The sequence below is a fragment of the Janthinobacterium tructae genome (assembly GCF_006517255.1).
GTDB classification, from domain to species: domain Bacteria; phylum Pseudomonadota; class Gammaproteobacteria; order Burkholderiales; family Burkholderiaceae_D; genus Janthinobacterium; species Janthinobacterium tructae.
The window spans coordinates 1,959,395-1,980,637 of sequence record NZ_CP041185.1 but is presented as its reverse complement, the minus strand read 5'-3'; the positions used below and the strand labels follow the sequence as shown (position 1 = coordinate 1,980,637).

The 21,243-nt window shown below is 63.2% G+C and carries 18 protein-coding genes; 11 read left to right on the top strand and 7 right to left on the bottom strand.

Going from position 1 to position 21,243, the window contains the following annotated elements:
- Nucleotides 1-55: 55 nt before the first annotated feature.
- Both FJQ89_RS08635 and FJQ89_RS08630 read right to left on the bottom strand, forming a co-directional pair.
- The gene (locus tag FJQ89_RS08635; RefSeq protein WP_141169886.1) at nt 56-508 is read right to left on the bottom strand and encodes a glycine zipper 2TM domain-containing protein; all 453 of its coding nucleotides are present in this window, start codon (nt 506-508) and stop codon (nt 56-58) included.
- Nucleotides 509-628: 120 nt separating this feature from the next.
- The gene (locus FJQ89_RS08630) at nt 629-1,159 is read right to left on the bottom strand and encodes a GNAT family N-acetyltransferase (RefSeq protein ID WP_141169885.1); all 531 of its coding nucleotides are present in this window, start codon (nt 1,157-1,159) and stop codon (nt 629-631) included.
- A gap of 173 nt (nt 1,160-1,332) precedes the next feature.
- Here FJQ89_RS08630 and FJQ89_RS08625 point away from each other — a divergent pair, with 173 nt between their 5' ends.
- Both FJQ89_RS08625 and FJQ89_RS08620 read left to right on the top strand, forming a co-directional pair.
- On the top strand, nt 1,333-2,793 hold the full coding sequence (locus tag FJQ89_RS08625) for a M20/M25/M40 family metallo-hydrolase (protein ID WP_141169884.1): 1,461 nt from the start codon (nt 1,333-1,335) through the stop codon (nt 2,791-2,793).
- A 56-nt stretch (nt 2,794-2,849) separates the two neighbouring features.
- On the top strand, nt 2,850-3,755 hold the full coding sequence (locus FJQ89_RS08620) for a LysR family transcriptional regulator (RefSeq protein WP_141169883.1): 906 nt from the start codon (nt 2,850-2,852) through the stop codon (nt 3,753-3,755).
- A 72-nt stretch (nt 3,756-3,827) separates the two neighbouring features.
- Here FJQ89_RS08620 and FJQ89_RS08615 read toward each other — a convergent pair whose 3' ends face one another.
- The 4 genes from FJQ89_RS08615 to FJQ89_RS08600 form a co-directional block, all read right to left on the bottom strand.
- Nucleotides 3,828-5,273 (bottom strand): MFS transporter, encoded by a 1,446-nt coding sequence (locus tag FJQ89_RS08615; protein WP_141169882.1) that lies wholly within the window; start codon nt 5,271-5,273, stop codon nt 3,828-3,830.
- A gap of 122 nt (nt 5,274-5,395) precedes the next feature.
- Nucleotides 5,396-6,724, bottom strand: coding sequence for a hypothetical protein (locus FJQ89_RS08610; RefSeq protein WP_243136480.1), 1,329 nt, complete (start codon nt 6,722-6,724; stop codon nt 5,396-5,398).
- 357 nt (nt 6,725-7,081) lie between these two features.
- Nucleotides 7,082-8,989 (bottom strand): T6SS effector phospholipase Tle3 domain-containing protein, encoded by a 1,908-nt coding sequence (locus FJQ89_RS08605; RefSeq protein WP_141169880.1) that lies wholly within the window; start codon nt 8,987-8,989, stop codon nt 7,082-7,084.
- Nucleotides 8,990-9,133: 144 nt separating this feature from the next.
- Nucleotides 9,134-9,991 carry an MBL fold metallo-hydrolase gene (locus FJQ89_RS08600; RefSeq protein ID WP_141169879.1) on the bottom strand — a complete coding sequence of 286 codons (858 nt, stop codon included), beginning with the start codon at nt 9,989-9,991 and terminating at the stop codon, nt 9,134-9,136.
- Between the two features lie 165 nt (nt 9,992-10,156).
- Here FJQ89_RS08600 and FJQ89_RS08595 point away from each other — a divergent pair, with 165 nt between their 5' ends.
- The 7 genes from FJQ89_RS08595 (at nt 10,157) to FJQ89_RS08565 (ending at nt 19,132) form a co-directional block, all read left to right on the top strand.
- On the top strand, nt 10,157-10,393 hold the full coding sequence (locus FJQ89_RS08595; RefSeq protein WP_141169878.1) for a hypothetical protein: 237 nt from the start codon (nt 10,157-10,159) through the stop codon (nt 10,391-10,393).
- 125 nt (nt 10,394-10,518) lie between these two features.
- Complete coding sequence (locus FJQ89_RS08590) at nt 10,519-10,767, top strand: hypothetical protein (protein ID WP_096236077.1); 249 nt, start codon at nt 10,519-10,521, stop codon at nt 10,765-10,767.
- Between the two features lie 342 nt (nt 10,768-11,109).
- Nucleotides 11,110-11,997, top strand: coding sequence for a methylisocitrate lyase (gene prpB / locus FJQ89_RS08585; RefSeq protein WP_096236075.1), 888 nt, complete (start codon nt 11,110-11,112; stop codon nt 11,995-11,997).
- A gap of 75 nt (nt 11,998-12,072) precedes the next feature.
- Entirely contained in the window at nt 12,073-13,227 is a 1,155-nt protein-coding gene (gene prpC, locus FJQ89_RS08580; protein ID WP_141169877.1) for a bifunctional 2-methylcitrate synthase/citrate synthase, read from the top strand.
- Nucleotides 13,228-13,238: 11 nt separating this feature from the next.
- A complete protein-coding gene (acnD, locus tag FJQ89_RS08575) occupies nt 13,239-15,833 on the top strand; it encodes a Fe/S-dependent 2-methylisocitrate dehydratase AcnD (protein WP_141172700.1) in 2,595 nt (864 codons plus the stop codon).
- 119 nt (nt 15,834-15,952) lie between these two features.
- Nucleotides 15,953-17,143, top strand: coding sequence for a 2-methylaconitate cis-trans isomerase PrpF (prpF, locus tag FJQ89_RS08570; RefSeq protein WP_141169876.1), 1,191 nt, complete (start codon nt 15,953-15,955; stop codon nt 17,141-17,143).
- A gap of 102 nt (nt 17,144-17,245) precedes the next feature.
- Nucleotides 17,246-19,132 carry a propionate--CoA ligase gene (locus FJQ89_RS08565; RefSeq protein WP_141169875.1) on the top strand — a complete coding sequence of 629 codons (1,887 nt, stop codon included), beginning with the start codon at nt 17,246-17,248 and terminating at the stop codon, nt 19,130-19,132.
- A gap of 44 nt (nt 19,133-19,176) precedes the next feature.
- On the opposite strand, the gene FJQ89_RS08560 is transcribed toward FJQ89_RS08565, so the two are convergent.
- Nucleotides 19,177-19,899 carry a S24 family peptidase gene (locus tag FJQ89_RS08560; RefSeq protein ID WP_141169874.1) on the bottom strand — a complete coding sequence of 241 codons (723 nt, stop codon included), beginning with the start codon at nt 19,897-19,899 and terminating at the stop codon, nt 19,177-19,179.
- Between the two features lie 149 nt (nt 19,900-20,048).
- On the opposite strand from FJQ89_RS08560, the gene FJQ89_RS08555 reads away from it, so the two are divergent.
- The gene (locus FJQ89_RS08555) at nt 20,049-20,459 is read left to right on the top strand and encodes a FeoC-like transcriptional regulator (RefSeq protein WP_141169873.1); all 411 of its coding nucleotides are present in this window, start codon (nt 20,049-20,051) and stop codon (nt 20,457-20,459) included.
- Nucleotides 20,460-20,540: 81 nt separating this feature from the next.
- Nucleotides 20,541-20,969: a hypothetical protein gene (locus FJQ89_RS08550; protein ID WP_071076698.1), complete on the top strand. Its 429-nt coding sequence runs from the start codon at nt 20,541-20,543 to the stop codon at nt 20,967-20,969.
- Nucleotides 20,970-21,243: the final 274 nt, after the last annotated feature.

The window sequence follows — 21,243 nt, the reverse complement described above, 5'->3', positions numbered from 1 at the left end:
AACCTGCGGCAGCAGGCTGGCGCAGGTTGTAGAGGGGGCGGGTGCAGGGTGCTGCTTAGCGGCGATGGCCCCAGCCGTGACCGTGACCGTGGCCGTGGCCGCGGTCATAGTAGTCGCGGCGGTCATGGTCGCGGTAGTAGCCGCGGCCCGGTTGCACGTAGACGACAGCCGGTGGGCCGTAATAGCGTGGTGGCGGTGCGTAATACACGGGCTGCGGTGCCGGCGCATAGTACACCGGTTGCGGCGCAGGCGCGTAATAGGTTTCGCGGTAGCCGCCGCGATAGCCGCCACGGTCATAATAGCGGTCATTCGTGCTGATGCTGTTGCCGACGGCGGCGCCAAGCACGCCACCAACGATCGCGCCATTGCGCCCGCCGGTGCTGTTGCCAATGGCCGCTCCGACAACGGCGCCTGCAACGGTATTGAAGTCGCGGTCACCGGCGACCGCGGCCGAAGACACAGCCACCGCAGCTACCATTACCGCACCCAGGAGTTTCTTGTTCAACATGGCATTTCCTTCCATTCCGGCGAGATCACAATGATCTGCATGGACTGGACTATATCTGCTGTCACCAGCTTGTTCCACGTCTAATACAACTTCTTACACTCCTGCCCCGATGGTAACAAGTCAGCGCAGGCGCGCCTGCCATTCGGGCCGCAGCAGGCTGTACATTTTGACATCGCACATCGCGCCATTGATAAAAAACGCCTGGCGCATCAAGCCTTCCTCGGTAAAGCCGTTCTTTTGCGCGATGCGCTCGGAGCCGATGTTCAGCGGGTCCATCAGCAGCTCCAGCCGATGATACGTATAGGCGTTGAACAGGTAATCGACCACCAGGCGCGTCGCTTCGCTGATATAGCCGCGCCCGTCCCGCTGCCGGTCGAACAGGCGGTAACCGATCTCGCGCGAGGCCGGCGTGCGGCTCTTGAAGTGCGTGATCGTGCCGATGATGTGCTGGGCTTTGTCTTCGATGAGGAACAATTCGCTGTCTTCGGTGACAAAGCCCGATTGCAGGAAGTCGCGCCGCATGGCCTCGGGCGACTTGAATTGCATCGAGAAAAACTCGCCGCGCGAGGGCAGGTCGTTGACGAGGGAAATATAGGCATTCAGGTCGGCGGCCTGCAAATGCCGGACGGTACAGAGGGTTCCCTTGAGCATGGCGGTATCCGGTAGCGATCACGATCTTGATGGTAATCGACTCCGGGGGGAGAGGCAATCGATCCCGTAAAAGTTGCTGCAATGACAGAACAAATACGCTATCGTAGAAAGCCGCGCCTTGCCCCTGGCCACGGCGTACCCGCTTCGACCTTGTTGACTGGAATTGACATTACATGCATAGCATCCTGACTGGCGCGCCACTGCGCCGTTCCGCTTTGTTCATCGCCATTGCCATTGCCCTCGGCTGCGCCGTCAGCGCCGGCGCCTTTGCCGCCGCGCCAGGCAATGCGCCGCAAGCGCTGGCGCAGGTGCGCGACACGGCGCTGCACAGCGACTGGGCGTATGCCCGTCTGGCCGACATGACGGATCTGATCGGCCCGCGCCTGTCCGGTTCCGCCGGCGCGGCCGCCGCCGTGCAGCAGGTGGCCGACACCATGCGCCAGCTGGGCGCCACCGTCACCTTGCAGCCCGTGAAAGTGCCGCACTGGGTGCGCGGTGTGGAAACGGCGGACATCGTCGATTATGCGGGCCGTCCGCAGGGCGTATCGCAGCGCGTGGTGCTCACCGCCCTGGGCGGTTCGGGCGCCACGCCGGCCGCCGGCCTGACGGCGCCCCTCATCATCGTCAAAAGCTTTGAGGAACTCAAGGCGCGCGCGGCGCAAGTGAAGGGCGCCATCGTGCTGATCGACACGCCGTTCGACCAGGAGATGGCCGAGCGTGGTCTGGCCGGTGTGACTTACGGCCAGGGTTCGCGCTTCCGTTTCAATGGTCCGAAGGCGGCGGCTGACCTGGGCGCAGCCGCCGCGCTGGTACGTTCGGTGGGCGGCGCGAACTTCCGCATCCCGCATGCGGGCGCCACGGGCCTCGATGACAACAAACGCATTCCCGCCGCCGCCGTCACCGTGGAAGATGCCTTGCTGATCGGCCGCCTGGCCGCACGCGGCCCGATGAAAATGCGCCTGACCCTGACGCCGCAAAACCTGCCCGAGGCGGACAGCTACAACGTCATTGCCGACTGGCCGGGTACGGACAAGGCCGACGAAGTGGTGGTGGTCTCGGGCCACCTCGATTCCTGGGACCTGGCGACGGGCGCGCACGACGACGGCGCCGGCGTGGTGGCGGCCATGGGCGTGGTGGAAACCCTGAAAAAGCTCGACTACCGTCCGCGCCGCACCATCCGCGTGATCGCCTGGATGAACGAGGAAAATGGCGGCCGTGGCGGCCAGGCCTATTTCGAGGCCCACAAGCAGGCGCTCGGCAAACAATATGCGGCCATCGAGATGGACAGCGGCGCCGGCCGCCCGTTCGGCATCAAGGCCAGCGTGGGGCCGAAGGCGGAAAAACTGTTTGCGCCGTTGCTGGCCGCCCTGCAGCCGATGGGCGCGCACGCGTTCACGCGCCGCGACGCGCTGGGCACGGGCGACTTGCACCGCCTGGAAACGGGCGGCGTGCCCAGCTTCGAGCCGCTGGTCGACAGCCACAGCTATTTCCATTACCACCACACTCCGGCCGACACCCTGGACAAGGTCGACCCGGATAACCTCAAGCGCAACGTGGCGCTGATGTCGTCGCTGGCCTGGTTCCTGGCCAATATCGACGGCGAGATCGGGCGCGCGCCGGAGCAGGGCGAGTAAGCGCCGTTGCTGGCGCCAGCAACTCGGCGCCAGCAACGCATGCCAAGGTAAAAACCATGTCGCTACCCGATCTGAACCTGTTAATCACGCTCGATGTTCTGCTGGCCGAAGGCAGCGTCACGCGCGCGGCGCGGCGCTTGCGTCTGAGTCCATCGGCCATGAGCCGCGCCCTGGCGCGCCTGCGCGAGACGACCGGCGATCCGTTGCTGGTGCGCGCCGGCCGTGAACTGGTACCCACGCCGCGCGCGCTGGAGCTGCGCGCAAGAGTGCGGCCCCTGTTAGGCGAAGTGCTGGCCGTACTGGGCCCGACGGAGCAGCTGGATCCGCGCCAGCTGGCGCAAACATTTACGCTGCGTGCGAGCGACGGCTTTGTGGAAAATTTCGGCCCGGCGCTGCTCGCGCATATCGGCGCCCAAGCGCCTGGCGTGCGTCTGCGTTTCGTGCAAAAGGTCGACCGGGAAAGCGTGCAGCTGCGCGAGGGCAGCATCGACCTGGAAACGGGCGTGATCGGCAGTCTCACCAGCCCGGAAGTGCGCACGCGCAGGCTGTTCAGCGACCGTTTCGTGGGCGTGGTGCGCAGCGGCCATGCGCTGGCGCAAGGCGAGATCAGCGCCGAGCGTTATGCGGCCGGCCAGCACGTGCTGGTGGCGCGGCGCGACCAGGATACGGGACCGATGGACGACGCCCTGGCCGCCCTGGGACTGCAGCGCACGATCGCCAGCATCGTCGGTGGCTTTACGGCGGCGCTGGCGCTGGCCGCCGGCTCCGACCTGATCGCCACCGTGCCGGAACGGCATACGGGCAATCTGCGCGCCGGCATGTTCAGTTTTGCGCTGCCGCTAGGCATGCCCGATCTGACCGTGTCGCTGATGTGGCATCCGCGCATGGATGCCGACCCGGCCCACCGCTGGCTGCGCGGCTGCGTGGTCGACGCCTGCGCGGCCCGGATCAACGTCGGCTGATGCCGCCGGCAGCGGCAGGCCAGGACCGGCAGCACCAGTGGGACAGGCGGGAGCGCGATTGCACGGCGCGCATCATGCGCGTTCTCCAGGCTTGCTCAGGGCGCGGCCGAGCACGAAAATGGCCAGCGCGGCGAGTATCAGCGCGCTGGCCACGGCAAAGGTGGCGTGCATGCCGCCGATCATGGCGGCTGGCTGGGCGCCGGTGATATCGCCGGCGCCGGCAGCGAAGACGGCGCCCATCACGGAGGCGCCCGTGACGAGGCCCAGATTGCGCGACAGATTGAGCATGCCCGAGATAACGCCGCGCTGATCGGGAACGATATCGCCCATCACGGCGGTATTGTTGGCGGCCTGGAACAGCGCGTAGCTGGCCGTGAGCAGCATGATCGGGGCGACATAGCCGGGAATACCCAGGCTGGCTGGCAGCAGGGCCAGCGCCAGGCAGGCGCCGGCCGCGCCGCACAGGCCCGCGCCGCCCATGCGCTGTGCGCCGTAGCGGTCCACGAGCCAGCCGGACGGCACGCCGCAGAACGCCGCCACCAGCGGCCCGGCCGCCAGCACCATGCCGGTGACGGCGGCGCCCAGGCCGAGGCCGCGCGCCAGGTAGAAGGGGCCGACCACCAGGGTGGACATCATGACCGTCGAGACCAGCATGCTGGTCGCCAAGCCGGCGCCGAGCACGGGTGCGCGCAGCATGGTCAGGCGTATCAGCGGCGCCGGCGCCTTCAGTTCGACCCGGACGAACACGATGGCGCCGACGCAGGCGGCCAGCAACAGCGCCCCATTGCGCGCGCCGAAATGGCCGCGGCCCAGGGTCATGGCCAGCGCATACGCGCCCAGGGTCAGCGCCAGCAGCACGGTGCCGCGGTGGTCGAACACGGGGCGTTTGGCGTGTGCGCCGCGCTGGTCCGCCGGCAGGTAGCGCCAGGCCAACAGCAGCGCCATGCCGGCCAGCGGCACATTGACGAGGAAAATGGCTTGCCAGCCGAAGTGCGCGATCAGCAGGCCGCCCAGCGCGGGGCCGAGCGTGGTGCCCACCGCCGACATGGTGCCGAGCAGGCCCATGGCGCTGCCCGTCCTGGTCTTGGGCACGGTGCTGCCGACAAAGGCCATGGTCAGCGCCATCATGACGGAAGCGCCCAGGCCCTGCAGGGCGCGCGGGGCAACCAGCAGCCACAAGGTGGGCGCCAGGGCGCACAGGATGGAGGCAATGGCAAACAGCGCGATACCGGCCAGCAGCAGGCGGCGCCGGCCGAGCATGTCGCCGAGCCGCCCCACGCTGACGATCAGGGCGGTGATGGCCAGCAGATACGCCAGCACGATCCATTGCACATCCTGGAACGGTGCCTGCAGGGCCCTGGCCATGTCGGGCAAGCCCACGTTGGCGATGCTGGTGCCCAGCGCCGGCAGCAGCATCGCCAGGGACAGGCTGGCAAGCGCGCCGCGCACGGGTGTGGTGATGCTACCGGTCTCGGTGGCTTGCTGGTCGGGCGGTACGGGTTTTGTCGGTGGTTGCATGGCGTGGCTGATCCTCGAATAGGGTCACCACATGGTACTGAGGGATCTGGCATGGCGGAAGACGCATCATTTGCATTATGTTGTTGCGTTTGACGCCATGTGAGGAGCGGTGCCTTCAGACTTCAATCTGAATAACCCTGCATAGCGTCCGCCGCATCGTGGCGGATGCCCCACCACGGCAAATACGCATGGTGTTCGCCGCGCGCGCGGAACCACGGTTTGTCGTGACTGATGGGCCGCACTGTGGCCGGCGGCGACACCAGCACGCCCATGACGCTGGCAGGATCGCTGGTGCCCGCCACCAGCACCGGCTTGCCGACGTGGTTCGCATGGGCGATGCCCAGGGCCACGTTGGTCAGCGCCGTGCCGGCACCCATTTCGCCCAGCAGCGCCGGCGTGTTGAAGGTCTGCGGCAGGAAGTCGAAGTCCGGCACTTCCAGGGTCAGCGCCTGCGCCAGCTGTCCCAGCCGGTCGGAGGAGCTGGGCAACGTCCTGTTGGCGTCGTGGATGACGTAGCCGATGTCTTCTTCCGTCTTGCCACCCTGGCGCGCCGCTTCGGCAAATACGGCCTGCCACGCCTGCACGGCGCGCGGCGGCTGGTCCTTGGCCAGTTCAAAGTCCGCCACGTTTTTCGTGGCCGGATAGCCTATCCACGCCAGCGCCGCCCGCTCCGTCTTGTAGTCGGGGCCGGCCAGCACCAGCAGCACCAGGTTTTCATTGATCTGCATGGTTTTTGGCCGGCTCGGCGCATCCCAGTTCATGACCCACACGGTTTGCTGCGGATGCGCTTCCAGGTAGGCCAGCGCGGCTTGCAGGGAGACGAAGCCCGCATTGTTACCACCCAGGGTGATGCGCACGTCGGGTGGCGTGGCGCGGGTCCAGAGGGTGGGGAAGTGGGGGTTGCCGATGTCGAAGTTGCTGATAATTTCATCTTTTATTGTCTGATGAACTTCTGCCGGATCGAATTTACCTTCAGGCAGGGCATACTCGACGCGGATGCCTGCCAGTTCGCGCCAGTTCTGTTTTTGATCCTTGGGATAGACGTGGTAGAAGTAAGTGGGGCTGGAAAAATAAATATCGTGGAAATTGCTCATCAGTTCTTGTAAATACTTATGGTGGTAACCCTTGAACGTTTCCCTGCCATTGATATCATGGGCAATGGGGGCGACGGCCTGCAAGGTGCTGAAGCCCCTGGGATCCGTCCTGACCATATCGTCATTCTTGTTGGGTTTGGCCAGCCCCAACGTCCATAGCAGCTGCCACTCGGTCGGATAGTCGAGCCGCTGCAGGGGATTGAGCCACTGCAGGCCCACCACTTGTGCCCGGAAGGGAACGTGGGCCGTGCTTATTGGGGGATCGTCTTCTTTCTGCGCAGGTTTCACGGCGCATGCCGTCAATAGCGCAAACATGGTGAACGCAGCGAGCATGGGCAGCGCAAGGAACTGTTTCATGAGGTCTCCAGGTGAATGGGCGTGCTGGTGGCCGGCATAGCCCGGCCAGATGGACCAAAGTGCCAGGAAAATGACGAAGAGAAATGTGGTGAGCGCCCAGACCAGTCGTTGGCGCGGCGTGGCAATGAATTTACGCACCGTCAGTCCTCAGCGCAAAGTCGCTTGAAGGGTTGGCAGGCCTTGCATTCTGGCGCTCGTCAACGATGCTTTTCGGTTTTCTGGCAGGGCTGTCTTTGGCGTTAGCCCATTTGTATAAAGATGTTTTTTTGAATTCTCCGCTATCGTAATACTCAAAAAATTCGGCGCTATCATCGGTGGCATTGAGAGGCTCTAACAACCTCCAATCCGCCGCAACCCTTAATTTGCGCAACGCCTCCTGCCTGATCGTGCACACCCCCACCGCCACGTCATACGCCAACGCCTTTGCGCATGCTCGGGATTGGTCATGATGGTTGAGTGATCGGTGGCGTGGGTGTCGATGTTGGCGGTCAGGTAGTTCTGAATTTCGTTCTTGCGCCAGGCATTGAATTCCTTGCTAGCCTCCTCCGGCTTGTCCACCGCCGTCACAGGCTTGCCTTTTTCGACCAAGCCGTCGCGCCTTGCCTGCATGCGCAGCATGCCGTTCTGTTCATAGCGCAGCGCCGCCTCGGTTTGCGCATCGCCCTTGCCCTGAGGACGGTAAGGCGCATATGCCTCATCGGCTTCGGCGGCGCGGTCCTTGTGCAGGGAGTCGGCCGGGGCATCGCAGCCTTCGTCAAACTGATCGCTGATGTCGGCAAAGCGCTTCGAGTGCGGCAGGAATGCCTCGGGCAGCTTGGGCGCCTTCATCGGCAGCCGCCAGGACTTGGGTGGCAGGGCGTTGATGCGCGTGCCGGCAGTCTTGGCGAGAATGATGACGATGGGCGCGAACAAAAAGGTCAGTATCTTGCGCCCGATACCTTTGCTGGCCCGCATACCCTTTTCGATCGAGTACTCGGCGACCAGTGAACGCGGGTGCCAGAAATCAAGGCTGTCCGGCGTCAAGGGCTGGCCATTGCGCTGCCAGATATCGTAGTCCTTTTCATTTTCCTGGCCGACAAGGTGGTTTTGCGCAAACACGCGTTGCGTGAAGACGCCTTCGCCGCCCGTATCGGCAATTTCCTGCGCCGACATGCCGCGCCAGCCTATGCCCTGCACGGGGGTGGCCGAAATCACCTGATCGTGCGGATTGAAATACAGGGTGACCCGGCCATAGGTAGAGCCATGCAAGCCGTAGTCTGCGCGGTCGAACGCGGCCGTGTAGCTGTCCTTGCGTTCAGGCTTGCGATTGGCGCTGCACTCGTCGACAAAGGCGGCATCCTGCTGCATGGCCGAACGGTTGCGTAGGATGTTGAAAAACGCTTTCAAGGTTTGGGTACGGGCTTCATACTTTTGCCGGCCCGTATTGCCATGCTCATCCTTCAGATGGCCGCTGACCCAGTTTTCCGTGAAATTGCTATCGAGCAGACTGTAGGGCGGGTTGCACAGCACGTAACAGTCAGCCACGGCGGAAGCTCCCAGCGTTTCACCGAGAAAGGCGGCCGCCATGGCCACCATATTGCCCTGGCTATGGCAGACGATGGTGACGGGTGCGTCGTGCTGGCACGCCCTGATCGATTGTACGAGACGCGCCAGGCGCCAGGCGGCAAACACGAAGTACGGGCGCGGCGGGCAGGCATACACTTGCCGGTCATTCGTCGGGTTCATGTGCTGGATATGCATCCACAGGAACAGTTCCTCCGACAAGCCCTGGCCCCACAGATCGGGCAGGGCGCTGCAGCCGTTGGCGAACGGCCCGCCGCCCCAGTAATTCTTTTCGTTGAGATAGATGCCGTCGCCGAATGCCTGCAATTCCTCGCCGTTGGCCTTGTAGCCCCAGCGGAAGCGGATCACGGGCGAATTGGCGTCGTCCGCCTGCAGGAAGGTGGTGGCATTGCGCTTGGGGTTGAGGAAACCGTCATCCGTCAATTCAGGTGTGTATGTGGCAGCCTGCATCTTCCCGGCAGCCGGGCCGGGGATTGCCAGGTCCTCGTCACGGCGCTTCAGACGCGCATTCAGGCCGTCGCACAGGCCTTGTTCCGCCTGCTCATACCATTCACCGTCGGAATTGACGCCGTGCACAAAGATGATGATGCCGGGACGGGGCAGGCGCGTGACGGCCTCGAGCAGCGCATGGCTGAACAAGGTCGTGCCTTCCGCTTCGGCGAGCAGGATGCAATTGGTATCGAGCGTAGGGTCGGGTGACATGTGGGCGCTCCATCCAGGACAGGAAAGCAAAAACAGCTGCGCCCAAGCAAGCTCAGGCAATCTGCACTGTATGCGGATTGCCTGAGCTGGAACTTGCGTGGTGTCAAGAAAGGCGGTGCGAGGGGCGGGGTGTGCCCGAGGCAATCAGATCGCGTTCAGCGGTATTTTGAGGTAGCGCACGCCATTGTCTTCCGGCTCGGGCAGCTTGCCCGCGTTGATGTTGACCTGGATGGCGGGCAGGATCAGGGTCGGCATGTCCAGCGTGGCGTCGCGGCCCGTGCGCATGGCCACGAACTGTGCTTCCGTGATGCCGTCGCGCAAGTGGATGTTGCTGGCGCGCTGTTCCGCCACCGTCACTTCCCAGCGCGGCGCGCGGCCGTTGGGCGGGTAGTCGTGGCACATAAACAGCCGCGTTTGCGGCGGCAGTGACAGCAGGCGCTGCACGGAGCGATACAGCAGGGATGCGGAGCCGCCGGGGAAGTCGCAGCGGGCCGAACCCACGTCCGGCATGAACAGGGTGTCGCCGACGAAGACGGCATCGCCGATCTGGTAAGCCAGGTCGGCCGGCGTGTGGCCGGGCACGTGCAGCGCGCGCACTTCCAATTTTCCGATATGAAACACCTGGTCGGGCGCGAACAGCTGGTCGAACTGCGAGCCGTCGGCCCTGGCGTCATCCTGGTGGTAGACGGCGGCGAACGCCTGCTGCACCGTCTGGATGGCCGCGCCGATGGCCACGTCGCCGCCCAGCTGCTGTTGCAGGTAGGGCGCGGCGGACAGGTGATCGGCATGCGCGTGGGTTTCCAGCAGCCAGCGGCACTGCAAGCCGTGTTCGCGCACGAAGGCGATCACCTTGTCGGCCGAGGTGGTCGAGGTGCGGCCCGCCTTCGGGTCGTAGTCGAGCACGGAATCGATGATGGCGCAGTCCTGGCCATCGGCCTCGTACACGACATACGTGACGGTGGCGGTGGCGGGGTCGAAGAAAGCTTGGATTTGTGGGGTCATCGCGGCGGCAAAGTACGGACAGGGAAGGGCATTATATCGCCAGAGTGCGCTAAAAAAATGGTGAGAATTGACATTTGATATGCGAAAAACAGATATGGAGTGCGCGGCAGTCGTGCGCACCCTGGCGCGTGCAGCGTGGTAACCTCATCCTACAAGGAGGAGTTCATGAACGATACCACTGCACGCAGCGAACAATACCGCGGTTTTACGATTTCGGTGACCCCGCAAAAGGACAACGACGATTTATGGGATTTTACCTACCGCCTGCAGCGCGAGGGCGAGAGCGCGGCGCAAGCGATCACGCGCAGCCGCACCCTGGGCGGCTATGCGGCGCCCGAGACGGCTTGCACGGCTGGCCTGGAAGTGGCCAGGACGGAAGTGGATAATCTGCTGCGTCCTTGAGCCAGCGTAAATCGTTTAGCCTGAAAGTCAGCCTGACGCGCCCGCTGGCGCGTGAAACACGTCGCTAGCGGTCGCGCTTCATGCTACGATTTCCACTATTGAGTCAGTCACGAAGGAGGCACCCCATGGAAAACAGTTCTAAAATTCACTATAAAGGCTGGGAAATCGTTCCCCTGGCCGTGCCCACCACCGATGGCAAATGGTCGGCCAGCTGCGACATCGAACGCGCCACTGCGGAAGGCCTGGAAGTATTTGAAGGCTCGACCATGCAGTTCGTGCGCGACGACGAGGATGGCGCCATTGCCGCCGCCTGCGAAGAAGCCGTGCGCCAGATCGACAACATCATCGCCAACCCGCTGGTGCGGCTGGCTTGAATCCTGCATTTCCAGCAAATCTGCAGCCGGCGCCCGCCGGCTGTTTTTTTATGTGCGCGCCCGGCGTCCCGCCCGGTGGCAGTTTGGCCTGTTTCATGTTTCAATGTTTCAAATGGAATGATTGAAACATATTTGAAACATCGTTGATCTCAATCGTGACATCGCTGTTCCCGTGCGTGACACTGCACGCCACGCCGATATATGGCCGTTTCCCCCGTATGGCACTGCGTACCGGCGTACTTTCCGGGTGGACGCGCGGCCCTGGCACGGCATTTGCAATAGTGATGCTCATAGCAAGTCCATGAAACATTCGGGACGACCCGAATCCCATAAGGTGAACACATGACTCAATACTCCGCAGGTGCCGCATTCCGCAAGGCCGTCCAGGAAGAATCCCCGTTGCAAGTCGTCGGCGCCATCAACGCCAACCACGCCTTGCTGGCCAAGCGTGCCGGTTATAAAGCCATTTATTTGTCCGGCGGCGGTGTCGCGGCCGGCTCGCTGGGCTTGCCCGATCTGGGCATTTCCAGCCTGGACGACGTGCTGACCGATATCCGCCGCATCACCGACGTGTGCGACTTGCCGCTGCTGGTCGATGCCGACACGGGCTTCGGTTCGTCCGCCTTCAACGTGGCGCGCACCGTGAAATCGATGATCAAGTTCGGCGCTGCCGGCCTGCATATCGAAGACCAGGTGGGCGCCAAGCGCTGCGGCCACCGTCCGGGCAAGGAAATCGTCAGCAAGGAAGAAATGGTCGACCGCATCAAGGCGGCCGTCGATGCGCGCACGGACCCGAACTTTGTCATCATGGCGCGCACCGATGCGCTGGCCGTCGATGGCCTGGAAGCGGCACTGGAACGCGCCGTCGCCTGCGTCGAAGCGGGCGCCGACATGATCTTCCCGGAAGCCATCACGGACCTGGACATGTATGCCACGTTCGCCAAGGCCGTCAATGTGCCTATCCTGGCCAACATCACGGAATTCGGTTCCACGCCGCTGTTCACGCTGGACGAATTGCGCAGCGCCCATGTGGGTCTGGCCCTGTATCCGCTGTCGGCTTTCCGCGCCATGAACAAGGCGGCCGACAACGTCTACCGCGCCCTGCGCCGCGACGGCACGCAAAAAAATGTCGTCGACACCATGCAGACGCGCATGGAGCTGTACGAATCGATCAATTATCACGACTTCGAGCAAAAGCTCGATGCGCTGTTCGCCGCGCAAAAGAAGTAAGCACCTATACAAGAGCGGGCCTTGGGAGGCCCAGGCCCGCCGCACTGGACTGACAATCATCTTCTGGAGAACACTATGACCGCACCGCAAGTCGCTACTTTCAAGCCTAAAAAATCCGTCGCCCTGTCCGGCGTTACTGCCGGCAACACGGCGCTGTGCTCGGTCGGCAAGACCGGCAACGATTTGCACTATCGCGGCTATGACATCCTGGACGTGGCCGACAGCTGCGAGTTCGAGGAAATCGCCTACCTGCTGGTGCATGGCAAGCTGCCGACCGCCGCCGAATTGAAAGGCTACAAAGCCAAGCTGAAATCCCTGCGCGGCTTGCCGTCGGCTGTCAAGTCGGCCCTGGAAGCGCTGCCGGCCGCCGCCCACCCGATGGACGTGATGCGCACGGGCGTGTCCGTGCTGGGCTGCACCCTGCCGGAAAAAGACGACCATAACGCGCCTGGCGCGCGCGACATCGCCGACCGCCTGATGGCGTCGTTCGGCTCCATGCTGCTGTACTGGTACCACTACAGCCATAACGGCAAGCGCATCGAAGTGGAAACGGACGACGACTCGATCGGCGGCCACTTCCTGCACCTGCTGCACGGCGAAAAACCGTCGGCGTCGTGGGAAAAAGCCATGCACACGTCCTTGATCCTGTACGCGGAACACGAATTCAATGCGTCGACCTTCACCAGCCGCGTCATCGCCGGCACGGGTTCCGACATCCATTCGGCCATCACAGGCGCCATCGGCGCGCTGCGCGGCCCGAAACACGGCGGCGCGAACGAAGTGGCGCTGGACATTCAAAAACGCTACGACAACGCCGATGAAGCGGAAGCCGACATCCGCGAACGCGTGGCCAACAAGGAAGTGGTGATCGGCTTCGGCCACCCCGTCTACACGATTTCCGACCCGCGCAATGTGGTCATCAAGGAAGTGGCGCGCAATCTGTCGTTGGAAGCCGGTTCCACCAAGATGTTCGACATCGCCGAGCGCCTGGAATCGGTCATGTGGGAAATCAAGAACATGTTCCCGAACCTGGACTGGTTCTCGGCCGTGTCGTACCACATGATGGGCGTGCCGACGGCGATGTTTACGCCGCTGTTCGTCATTTCGCGCACCTCGGGCTGGGCCGCCCACATCATCGAACAGCGCATCGACAACAAGATCATCCGCCCGAGCGCCAACTACGTGGGCCCGGAAGACCTGGAATTCGTGCCGATCAAGGACCGCAAATAATGAGCACCAATATGAATACGCTGCACCGCAAATCCTTGCCGGGCACCCAGCTAGACTACTTCGACACGCGCGCCGCCGTCGATGCGATCCAGCCAGGCGCCTACGCCACCTTGCCGTATACCTCGCGCGTGCTGGCCGAAAACCTCGTGCGCCGCTGCGACCCTGCCACCCTGAACGCGTCGCTGAGCCAGTTCATCGAGCGCCGCCGCGACCTGGACTTTCCATGGTTCCCCGCGCGCGTCGTCTGCCATGACATCCTGGGCCAGACGGCCCTGGTCGACCTGGCCGGCCTGCGCGACGCCATCGCGGCCCAGGGCGGCGACCCGGCCCTGGTCAACCCCGTCGTCCCGACGCAGCTGGTGGTCGACCATTCGCTGGCCGTCGAATGCGGCGGCTTCGATCCCGACGCCTTCGCCAAGAACCGCGCCATCGAAGACCGCCGCAATGAAGACCGCTTTGACTTCATCGACTGGACCAAGAAAGCCTTTAAAAATGTCGACGTGATCCCGCCAGGCAACGGCATCCTGCACCAGATTAACCTCGAGCGCATGTCGCCCGTGATCCAGGTACAAAATGGCGTGGCCTATCCCGACACCCTGGTCGGCACGGATTCGCACACGCCCATGGTCGACGCGCTGGGCGTGATCGCCATCGGCGTCGGTGGCCTGGAAGCGGAAAGCGTGATGCTGGGCCGCGCTTCGTGGATGCGCCTGCCCGACATCATCGGCGTCAAGCTGACGGGTAAACCACAGCCGGGCATCACGGCCACCGATACCGTGCTGGCGCTGACGGAATTTTTGCGCAAGCAGAAGGTCGTCTCGTCCTACCTGGAATTCTTTGGCGAAGGCGCTTCGCACCTGACCTTGGGCGACCGCGCCACGATTTCCAACATGGCGCCGGAATTCGGCGCCACGGCCGCGATGTTCTACATCGACGCACAAACCATCAAGTATCTGAAACTGACGGGCCGCGACGACGAACTGGTGAAGCTGGTGGAGCTGTACGCCAAAGAGACCGGCCTGTGGGCCGACAGCCTGGTCGACGCCGAGTACGAGCGCGTGCTGACGTTCGATCTGTCGTCCGTGGTGCGCAATATCGCCGGGCCGTCGAATCCGCACAACCGCGTGCCGACGTCGGAACTGGCCGCGCGCGGCATTTCCGGGGTGGTGGAAAACGAGCCGGGCAAGATGCCGGACGGCGCCGTCATCATCGCCGCCATCACCAGCTGCACCAACACGAACAATCCGCGCAACATGATCGCCGCCGGCCTGATCGCGCGCAATGCGAACCGCCTGGGCCTGACCCGTAAACCTTGGGTCAAATCGTCGCTGGCACCGGGCTCGAAAACGGTGGAGCTGTACCTGCAGGAAGCGGGCCTGATGACCGAGCTTGAAACATTGGGCTTCGGCGTCGTGGCGTTTGCCTGCACCTCGTGCAACGGCATGTCGGGCGCGCTCGATCCTGTCATCCAGGAAGAAGTGGTGTCGCGCGACCTGTACGCCACGGCTGTCCTGTCGGGCAACCGCAATTTCGACGGGCGCATCCACCCGTACGCGAAACAGGCTTTCCTCGCCTCGCCGCCGCTGGTGGTGGCCTACGCGATCGCCGGCACCATCCGCTTCGATATCGAGAAGGACGTGCTGGGCATCGCCCCGGACGGCAAGGCCATCCAGTTGAAGGATATCTGGCCATCCGACGAGGAAATCGACGCCATCGTCGCTTCCAGCGTCAAGCCGGAGCAGTTCCGCAAGGTGTACATCCCGATGTTTGCCGCGCAGGTGGACGACGGCATCAAGGTCAGCCCCCTGTACGACTGGCGTCCGCAGACGACGTATATCCGCCGTCCGCCATACTGGGAAGGCGCGCTGGCTGGCGCACGCCCATTGAAAGGCATGCGTCCGCTGGCCGTCCTGGGCGACAACATCACGACCGATCATTTGTCGCCATCGAACGCCATCATGCTCGATAGCGCGGCGGGCGAGTATCTGGCGAAGATGGGTTTGCCGGAGGAAGACTTCAATTCCTACGCCACGCACCGGGGCGACCATCTGACGGCGCAGCGCGCCACGTTTGCCAATCCGACCCTGAAGAACGAAATGGTCATCGAGGATGGCAAAGTCAAAGCCGGTTCGCTCACGCGCATCGAGCCGGAAGGCACGATTTCGCGCATGTGGGAAGCCATCGAGGTGTACATGGAGCGCAAGCAGCCCCTGATCATCATCGCCGGCGCCGACTACGGCCAGGGTTCCTCGCGCGACTGGGCCGCCAAGGGCGTGCGCCTGGCTGGCGTGGAAGCCATCGTGGCCGAAGGCTTCGAGCGCATCCACCGCACCAATCTGGTGGGCATGGGCGTGCTGCCGCTGGAGTTCCTGCCTGGCGTGAACCGCAAGACCCTGGGCCTCGATGGCAGTGAAACCTACGACGTCGTGGGCGAGCGCACGCCGCGCTCCACTTTGACCCTGCTCGTTCACCGCAAGAACGGCGAAACGCTCGAAGTGCCCGTCACCTGCCGCCTCGATACGGCGGAAGAGGTGTCGATCTACGAGGCGGGCGGCGTGCTTCAGCGCTTCGCCCAGGATTTCCTCGAGTCGTCCAAGGCAGCCTGACGGGTAGGTCGGATTAGCGTAGCGTAATCCGACAATATTTGCGAAAAACCCGCCAACAATGTGTCGGATTACGCGTGGCGCTGCCCCGCTAATCCGACCTACCTCTTTCCAGGAGTGACATGAGCCACACCCCCCAAATCAAAATTTCCGCCACCTACATGCGTGGCGGCACCAGCAAGGGCGTGTTTTTCCGCCTGCAGGATTTGCCCGCCAGCGCGCAAGTGCCGGGCGCGGCGCGCGATGCGCTGCTGCTGCGCGTGATCGGCAGCCCGGACCCGTACGGCAAGCAGATCGACGGCATGGGCGGCGCCACCTCGAGCACCAGCAAGACGGTGATCCTGGCAAAAAGTAGCAAGCCGGAGCACGATGTCGATTATCTGTTCGGCCAGGTTTCCATCGACAAGCCGTTTGTCGACTGGAGCGGCAATTGCGGCAACCTGTCGGCGGCAGTCGGCTCGTTCGCCATTGCCAGCGGCCTGGTGGACGCCGCGCGCGTGCCTGAAAATGGTGTCGCCACGGTGCGCATCTGGCAAGCCAATATCGGCAAGACCATCATCGCCCACGTCCCCGTGACGCATGGCGAGGTGCAGGAAACGGGCGACTTCGAGCTCGATGGCGTGACCTTCCCGGCCGCCGAAGTGAAACTGGAATTCCTCGATCCGGCCGCGGAGGAAGAGGGTGGCGGTGGCGCTATGTTCCCCACTGGCAACCTGGTCGATGAGCTCGACGTGCCCGGCATCGGCACCTTGAAAGTCACGATGATCAATGCCGGCATCCCGACGATTTTTGTCGATGCGCAGGCCATCGGTTACACGGGCACGGAACTGCAGGACGCCATCAATGGCGATCCGGCCGCGCTGGCCCGTTTCGAGACCATCCGCGCGCATGGCGCCCTGCGCATGGGTCTCATTGCCCACCTGGATGAAGCGGCGAAGCGCCAGCACACGCCGAAAGTGGCTTTTGTCGCCAAACCGGCCAGCTATGTCTCGTCCAGCGGCAAGCAGGTGGCAGCGGGCGAGATCGACCTGCTGGTGCGCGCCATGTCGATGGGCAAGCTGCACCACGCCATGATGGGCACGGCCGCTGTCGCCATCGGCACGGCTGCTGCCATTCCCGGCACCCTGGTGAATCTGGCGGCGGGCGGCGGCGAAAAAACCAGCGTGCGTTTCGGCCACCCGTCCGGCACCCTGATGGTGGGCGCGGAAGCGGCGCTGGTCGATGGCGCATGGAGCGTCACCAAAGCCATCATGAGCCGCAGCGCACGCGTGCTGATGGAAGGTGTCGTGCGCATTCCAGGCGACGCGTTTTAGGCAGAGATACGCAGGCAGATGCTACACAGATCGTACACATAATGCGGCGCCCAGGCCAGTTGGCCCAGGCCCGACACAGATTGCACGCCTACCGGAGGAGACATGAATTTCGCAGCATTTTATCAACGCTCGATCGACACGCCTGACGCTTTTTGGCGCGAGGAAGCGGAAAAGATCGATTGGCATACCCCGTTTTCGCAAGTGCTTGATTATTCCCGCCCGCCGTTTGCCAAATGGTTCGTCGGCGGCACTACCAATTTGTGCCACAACGCCGTCGACCGCTGGGTGGACAGCCAGGGCGATGCCGCCGCGCTGATCGCCATTTCCACCGAAACGAATACCGAGCGCACTTACAGCTTTCGCGAGCTGCAGCGCGAAGTGGAACGCTGCGCCGCCATCCTGCAGTCGCTGGGCGTGGTCAAGGGCGACCGTGTCCTGATTTACATGCCGATGATCGCCGAGGCGGCCTTTGCCATGCTGGCGTGCGCGCGCATCGGCGCCGTGCATTCCGTGGTGTTTGGCGGTTTTGCCGCCAACAGCCTGGCCAGCCGCATCGACGATGCGCAGCCAAAACTGGTGTTCTCCGCCGATGCCGGTTCGCGCAATGGCAAGGCAATCGCCTACAAGCCGCTGCTCGACGAAGCCATCCGCATCGCCGCGCACAAGCCGCAGCAGGTACTGCTGGTTGACCGCCATCTGGTGCCGATGCAGCTGACGCCTGGCCGCGACGTCGATTACGCGACCCTGCGCGAGCAGCACCTGGACGCGCAGGTGCCCGTCACCTGGCTCGAATCGAACGAGCCGTCGTACGTGCTGTACACCTCGGGCACGACGGGCAAACCGAAGGGCGTGCAGCGCGACGTGGGCGGCTATGCAGTGGCGCTGGCGTCGTCGATGCAGTACAACTTCTGCGGCAAGCCCGGCGAAACCTTCTTTGCCACCTCGGATATCGGCTGGGTGGTGGGCCATTCCTACATCGTGTATGGCCCGCTGATCGCCGGCATGGCCACCATCCTGTACGAGGGTTTGCCGATCTGTCCCGATGCGGGCATCTGGTGGAGCATCGTCGAAAAATACAAGGTCACGCGCATGTTCTCGGCGCCGACGGCCATCCGCGTGCTGCGCAAGCATCCGGTGGAACTGATGCGCAAGTACGACCTGTCTTCTCTGAAGGCGCTGTACCTGGCGGGCGAGCCGCTCGATGAAACCACCTCGCAATGGATCGCCGATGAACTCAAAGTGGACATCATCGACAACTATTGGCAGACGGAGACGGGCTGGCCGATCTTGTCTGTGGCAAAAGGCGTGGCCGATACGCCGACGCGCCTGGGCAGCCCCGGCATGGCCATGTACGGCTACCAGGTCAAGCTGCTCAATGAAGCGACGGGCGAGGAGTGCGGCGCCAACGAGAAGGGCGTGCTGGTGCTGGAAGGCCCGCTGCCGCCCGGCTGCATGCAGACGGTGTACGGCGACGACGAGCGTTTCGTCGACACCTACTGGTCCACCTTCAGCGGCCGGCAAGTGTATTCCACCTTCGACTGGGGCGTGCGCGACGCGGACGGCTATTACTTCATCCTGGGACGCACCGATGACGTGATCAATGTGGCCGGCCACCGCCTGGGCACGCGCGAAATCGAGGAAAGCATCACCAGCCATCCGAATGTGTCGGAAGTGGCGGTGGTGGGCGTGGAAGACAAGCTCAAAGGCCAGGTGGCGATGGCCTTCGTGATTCTGAAAAACCCGCAGGGTTTCGACAGCGTTGAAGCGAAAGCGGCGCTGGAGCGCGAAGTGATGGCCGTGGTAGACCGCCAGCTGGGCGCCGTGGCGCGGCCCGCGCGCGTGCTGTTCGTGCCACAGTTGCCGAAGACACGTTCGGGCAAGCTGCTGCGCCGCTCGATCCAGGCCATCTGCGAAGGGCGCAGCCCTGGCGACCTGACGTCGATGGACGATCCGGCATCGCTGCAGCAGATCCAGGCAGCATTGGTGTAAACGCCAACATGAGAACAATGTTTATCAATTGATAAACTTTGTTCTCAAATCCGGTCGCTTTCCTTGCGCACGACCCTGCCCACGATCAGGCATTCATTGCCACGGCACAGCTTGCGGTGGTATTTGCGCTGGTCCGGGTTGTCCGAGGTCAGCCACCATTCGCCGATATCGCGCGTCATGCGCTTGACCACCGGTTCGCCTTCGTAATTGATGGCAAACACAATGCCATCGGCCGGCCGCTTGTCGGCCGTATTGATGATCACCACGTCGTCCTCGTACAGGGCCGGCTCCATGCTCTCGCCCTTGACCTTGATGGCCACCAGTTTTTCAGGGTGGTAGCCATTGCGCTCGACCCAGCTGCGCGGCACGCTGATGGTGCTGCCGTCGTGCGTTTCCGGTTCGATGGCAAAGCCCGTGATACCTGCCGACAGGCGCAGTTTGACCTTGCGGATCGGGTAGAAGCGCGCATCTTCGCCATCGAGCACCACCACCGGCTGTACCTCACCTGGCGCGCCCAAGGCACGCGCCACCAGCGCCGCCTGGTCGGGCGCGGCACCCTGGTCGAAGTACATGCTGTCGAGTTGCAGGTCCGCTTCCAGTTTGCGCGCGATTTTTTCGCTGAAGGCGCGTCCCTCGCGGTAGCTGGGCGAGAGGATTTGCGAGATGCGCGCCTCGCTCCAGCCGCTGACGTCGGAAATTTTCTTGCGCGTGTTGTCGTAGTGCTCGCGGATCAGGGCCAGCAGGCGGTCGCGTCTGTATTGATACATATTCATCTCCACATTAAACCCGAAATTTACCGTTTGATAAATTACCAAATGCTTGACTTTAACATTAGCGATTGATAAAGTCCACTCGTTGCCTGTCGCAAACGCACTACAGCGTCTGCCGATGGACGACACCACGGGAGGTCAGGCAGATGTTGAACAGCAGTCAGTTGGTGGAAAGCAGGGTGGCGCCGCGCCAGGGGCGCCAGTTACAGGGACGCAGCAGGAAGTCGCAGCTGCATATCGCCCGCATCGCGCAATACATACGCGAGCAGGGTCAGGCCAGCGCGGCACAATTGTCCGCCTTGCTGGGACTCGATGCGGGCACCATGAGCCGCTATTTGCGCCACATGTGCGGCATGGGACAGATTCACCTGGCGCAGCGCCATTGCACGGAACCGGGGCGCCAGCGACCCGCACTGTACGCGCTGGGCGAACCGGACGATGAGGTCGACGGCTGGGCCGAACTGCCGCCGCAGGTGCGCCGCACGGCGTGCTGGCCACGCGGTGCGGCGCGCCGCGATCCGCTGGTGGCGGCGTTGTTCGGACCGGCGCAAGGGTAGGGCAGCAAGCCGCCTTCTCAAATGAATGACAGCAAGCAAGCTGCCAAGCGCAGCTTTTTTTGCCGCAACGGAAAGTACATCATGCATATCGATATCACCGCCGCAGGGGCTGCCTGGATCAAGCTGCTGGGCGTCCCCTTGCTGGCCGCCTTCTTTGCCACCTTGCTCAGCTTCATGGTCATGTGGCCACGCAACTGCAAGGAGGCGCTCATCCGTATTTGCTCCAGCATCATCATTGCCACGTTTGCCGGTCCCGTTCTGGTGTCGGCGGTGCTGGCGTGGTGGCCCGGCTTGTTTGACAGCGCGCAAACGGTGGCGGCGCTGTATGGCTGTGATCCGGCCACGGGCTTCCTGTTCATTGCCGCACCGCTGATGGCGCTCGTCGGTTTGCCGGCGTGGTGGCTGGTGAGTGCCAGCGTGCGCTGGTTCGACCGGCGCCGCGACAAGGATATCGGTGAACTGGCGGCCGATGCAGCCGCTGCCGTCAAGGAGGTGCGGACGCGACGCTGACCGCGCTGGCGTCCCCTTTTAGTGCATGCTCATGGCGGCGCGCCTGAAATCGGTGCGAAGGGGGAGGGCGCCATGCGCCTCATGCTGGTTTGTCGCCACAAACTGTATACAATTTCACCTGGCACGAAGCGTGCATGGCATACCTTGGTCATCCCATTCAAGGAGCTTCGCATGCCTCATCCACCGCCAGTGTGTTCCTGTCGTCCCGTTTCTCTCTTGCTTTTCCCTTTCACCTGCGCCCATCCGGGCCGCGGTAACCCAGGAAATGGAGCGT

Excerpts from the sequence above, each read along its gene's own strand:
- acnD (WP_141172700.1), top strand. The coding sequence starts at position 13,239 with ATGAATACGCTGCACCGCAAATCCTTGCCGGGCACCCAGCTAGACTAC.
- FJQ89_RS08595 (WP_141169878.1), top strand. The coding sequence starts at position 10,157 with ATGAACGATACCACTGCACGCAGCGAACAATACCGCGGTTTTACGATT.
- prpB (WP_096236075.1), top strand. The coding sequence starts at position 11,110 with ATGACTCAATACTCCGCAGGTGCCGCATTCCGCAAGGCCGTCCAGGAA.
- FJQ89_RS08560 (WP_141169874.1), bottom strand. The coding sequence starts at position 19,899 with ATGTATCAATACAGACGCGACCGCCTGCTGGCCCTGATCCGCGAGCAC.
- FJQ89_RS08550 (WP_071076698.1), top strand. The coding sequence starts at position 20,541 with ATGCATATCGATATCACCGCCGCAGGGGCTGCCTGGATCAAGCTGCTG.
- FJQ89_RS08605 (WP_141169880.1), bottom strand. The coding sequence starts at position 8,989 with ATGTCACCCGACCCTACGCTCGATACCAATTGCATCCTGCTCGCCGAA.
- FJQ89_RS08590 (WP_096236077.1), top strand. The coding sequence starts at position 10,519 with ATGGAAAACAGTTCTAAAATTCACTATAAAGGCTGGGAAATCGTTCCC.
- prpC (WP_141169877.1), top strand. The coding sequence starts at position 12,073 with ATGACCGCACCGCAAGTCGCTACTTTCAAGCCTAAAAAATCCGTCGCC.
- FJQ89_RS08625 (WP_141169884.1), top strand. The coding sequence starts at position 1,333 with ATGCATAGCATCCTGACTGGCGCGCCACTGCGCCGTTCCGCTTTGTTC.
- prpF (WP_141169876.1), top strand. The coding sequence starts at position 15,953 with ATGAGCCACACCCCCCAAATCAAAATTTCCGCCACCTACATGCGTGGC.
- FJQ89_RS08620 (WP_141169883.1), top strand. The coding sequence starts at position 2,850 with ATGTCGCTACCCGATCTGAACCTGTTAATCACGCTCGATGTTCTGCTG.
- FJQ89_RS08610 (WP_243136480.1), bottom strand. The coding sequence starts at position 6,724 with ATGAAACAGTTCCTTGCGCTGCCCATGCTCGCTGCGTTCACCATGTTT.
- FJQ89_RS08630 (WP_141169885.1), bottom strand. The coding sequence starts at position 1,159 with ATGCTCAAGGGAACCCTCTGTACCGTCCGGCATTTGCAGGCCGCCGAC.
- FJQ89_RS08565 (WP_141169875.1), top strand. The coding sequence starts at position 17,246 with ATGAATTTCGCAGCATTTTATCAACGCTCGATCGACACGCCTGACGCT.
- FJQ89_RS08615 (WP_141169882.1), bottom strand. The coding sequence starts at position 5,273 with ATGCAACCACCGACAAAACCCGTACCGCCCGACCAGCAAGCCACCGAG.
- FJQ89_RS08600 (WP_141169879.1), bottom strand. The coding sequence starts at position 9,991 with ATGACCCCACAAATCCAAGCTTTCTTCGACCCCGCCACCGCCACCGTC.
- FJQ89_RS08555 (WP_141169873.1), top strand. The coding sequence starts at position 20,049 with ATGTTGAACAGCAGTCAGTTGGTGGAAAGCAGGGTGGCGCCGCGCCAG.
- FJQ89_RS08635 (WP_141169886.1), bottom strand. The coding sequence starts at position 508 with ATGTTGAACAAGAAACTCCTGGGTGCGGTAATGGTAGCTGCGGTGGCT.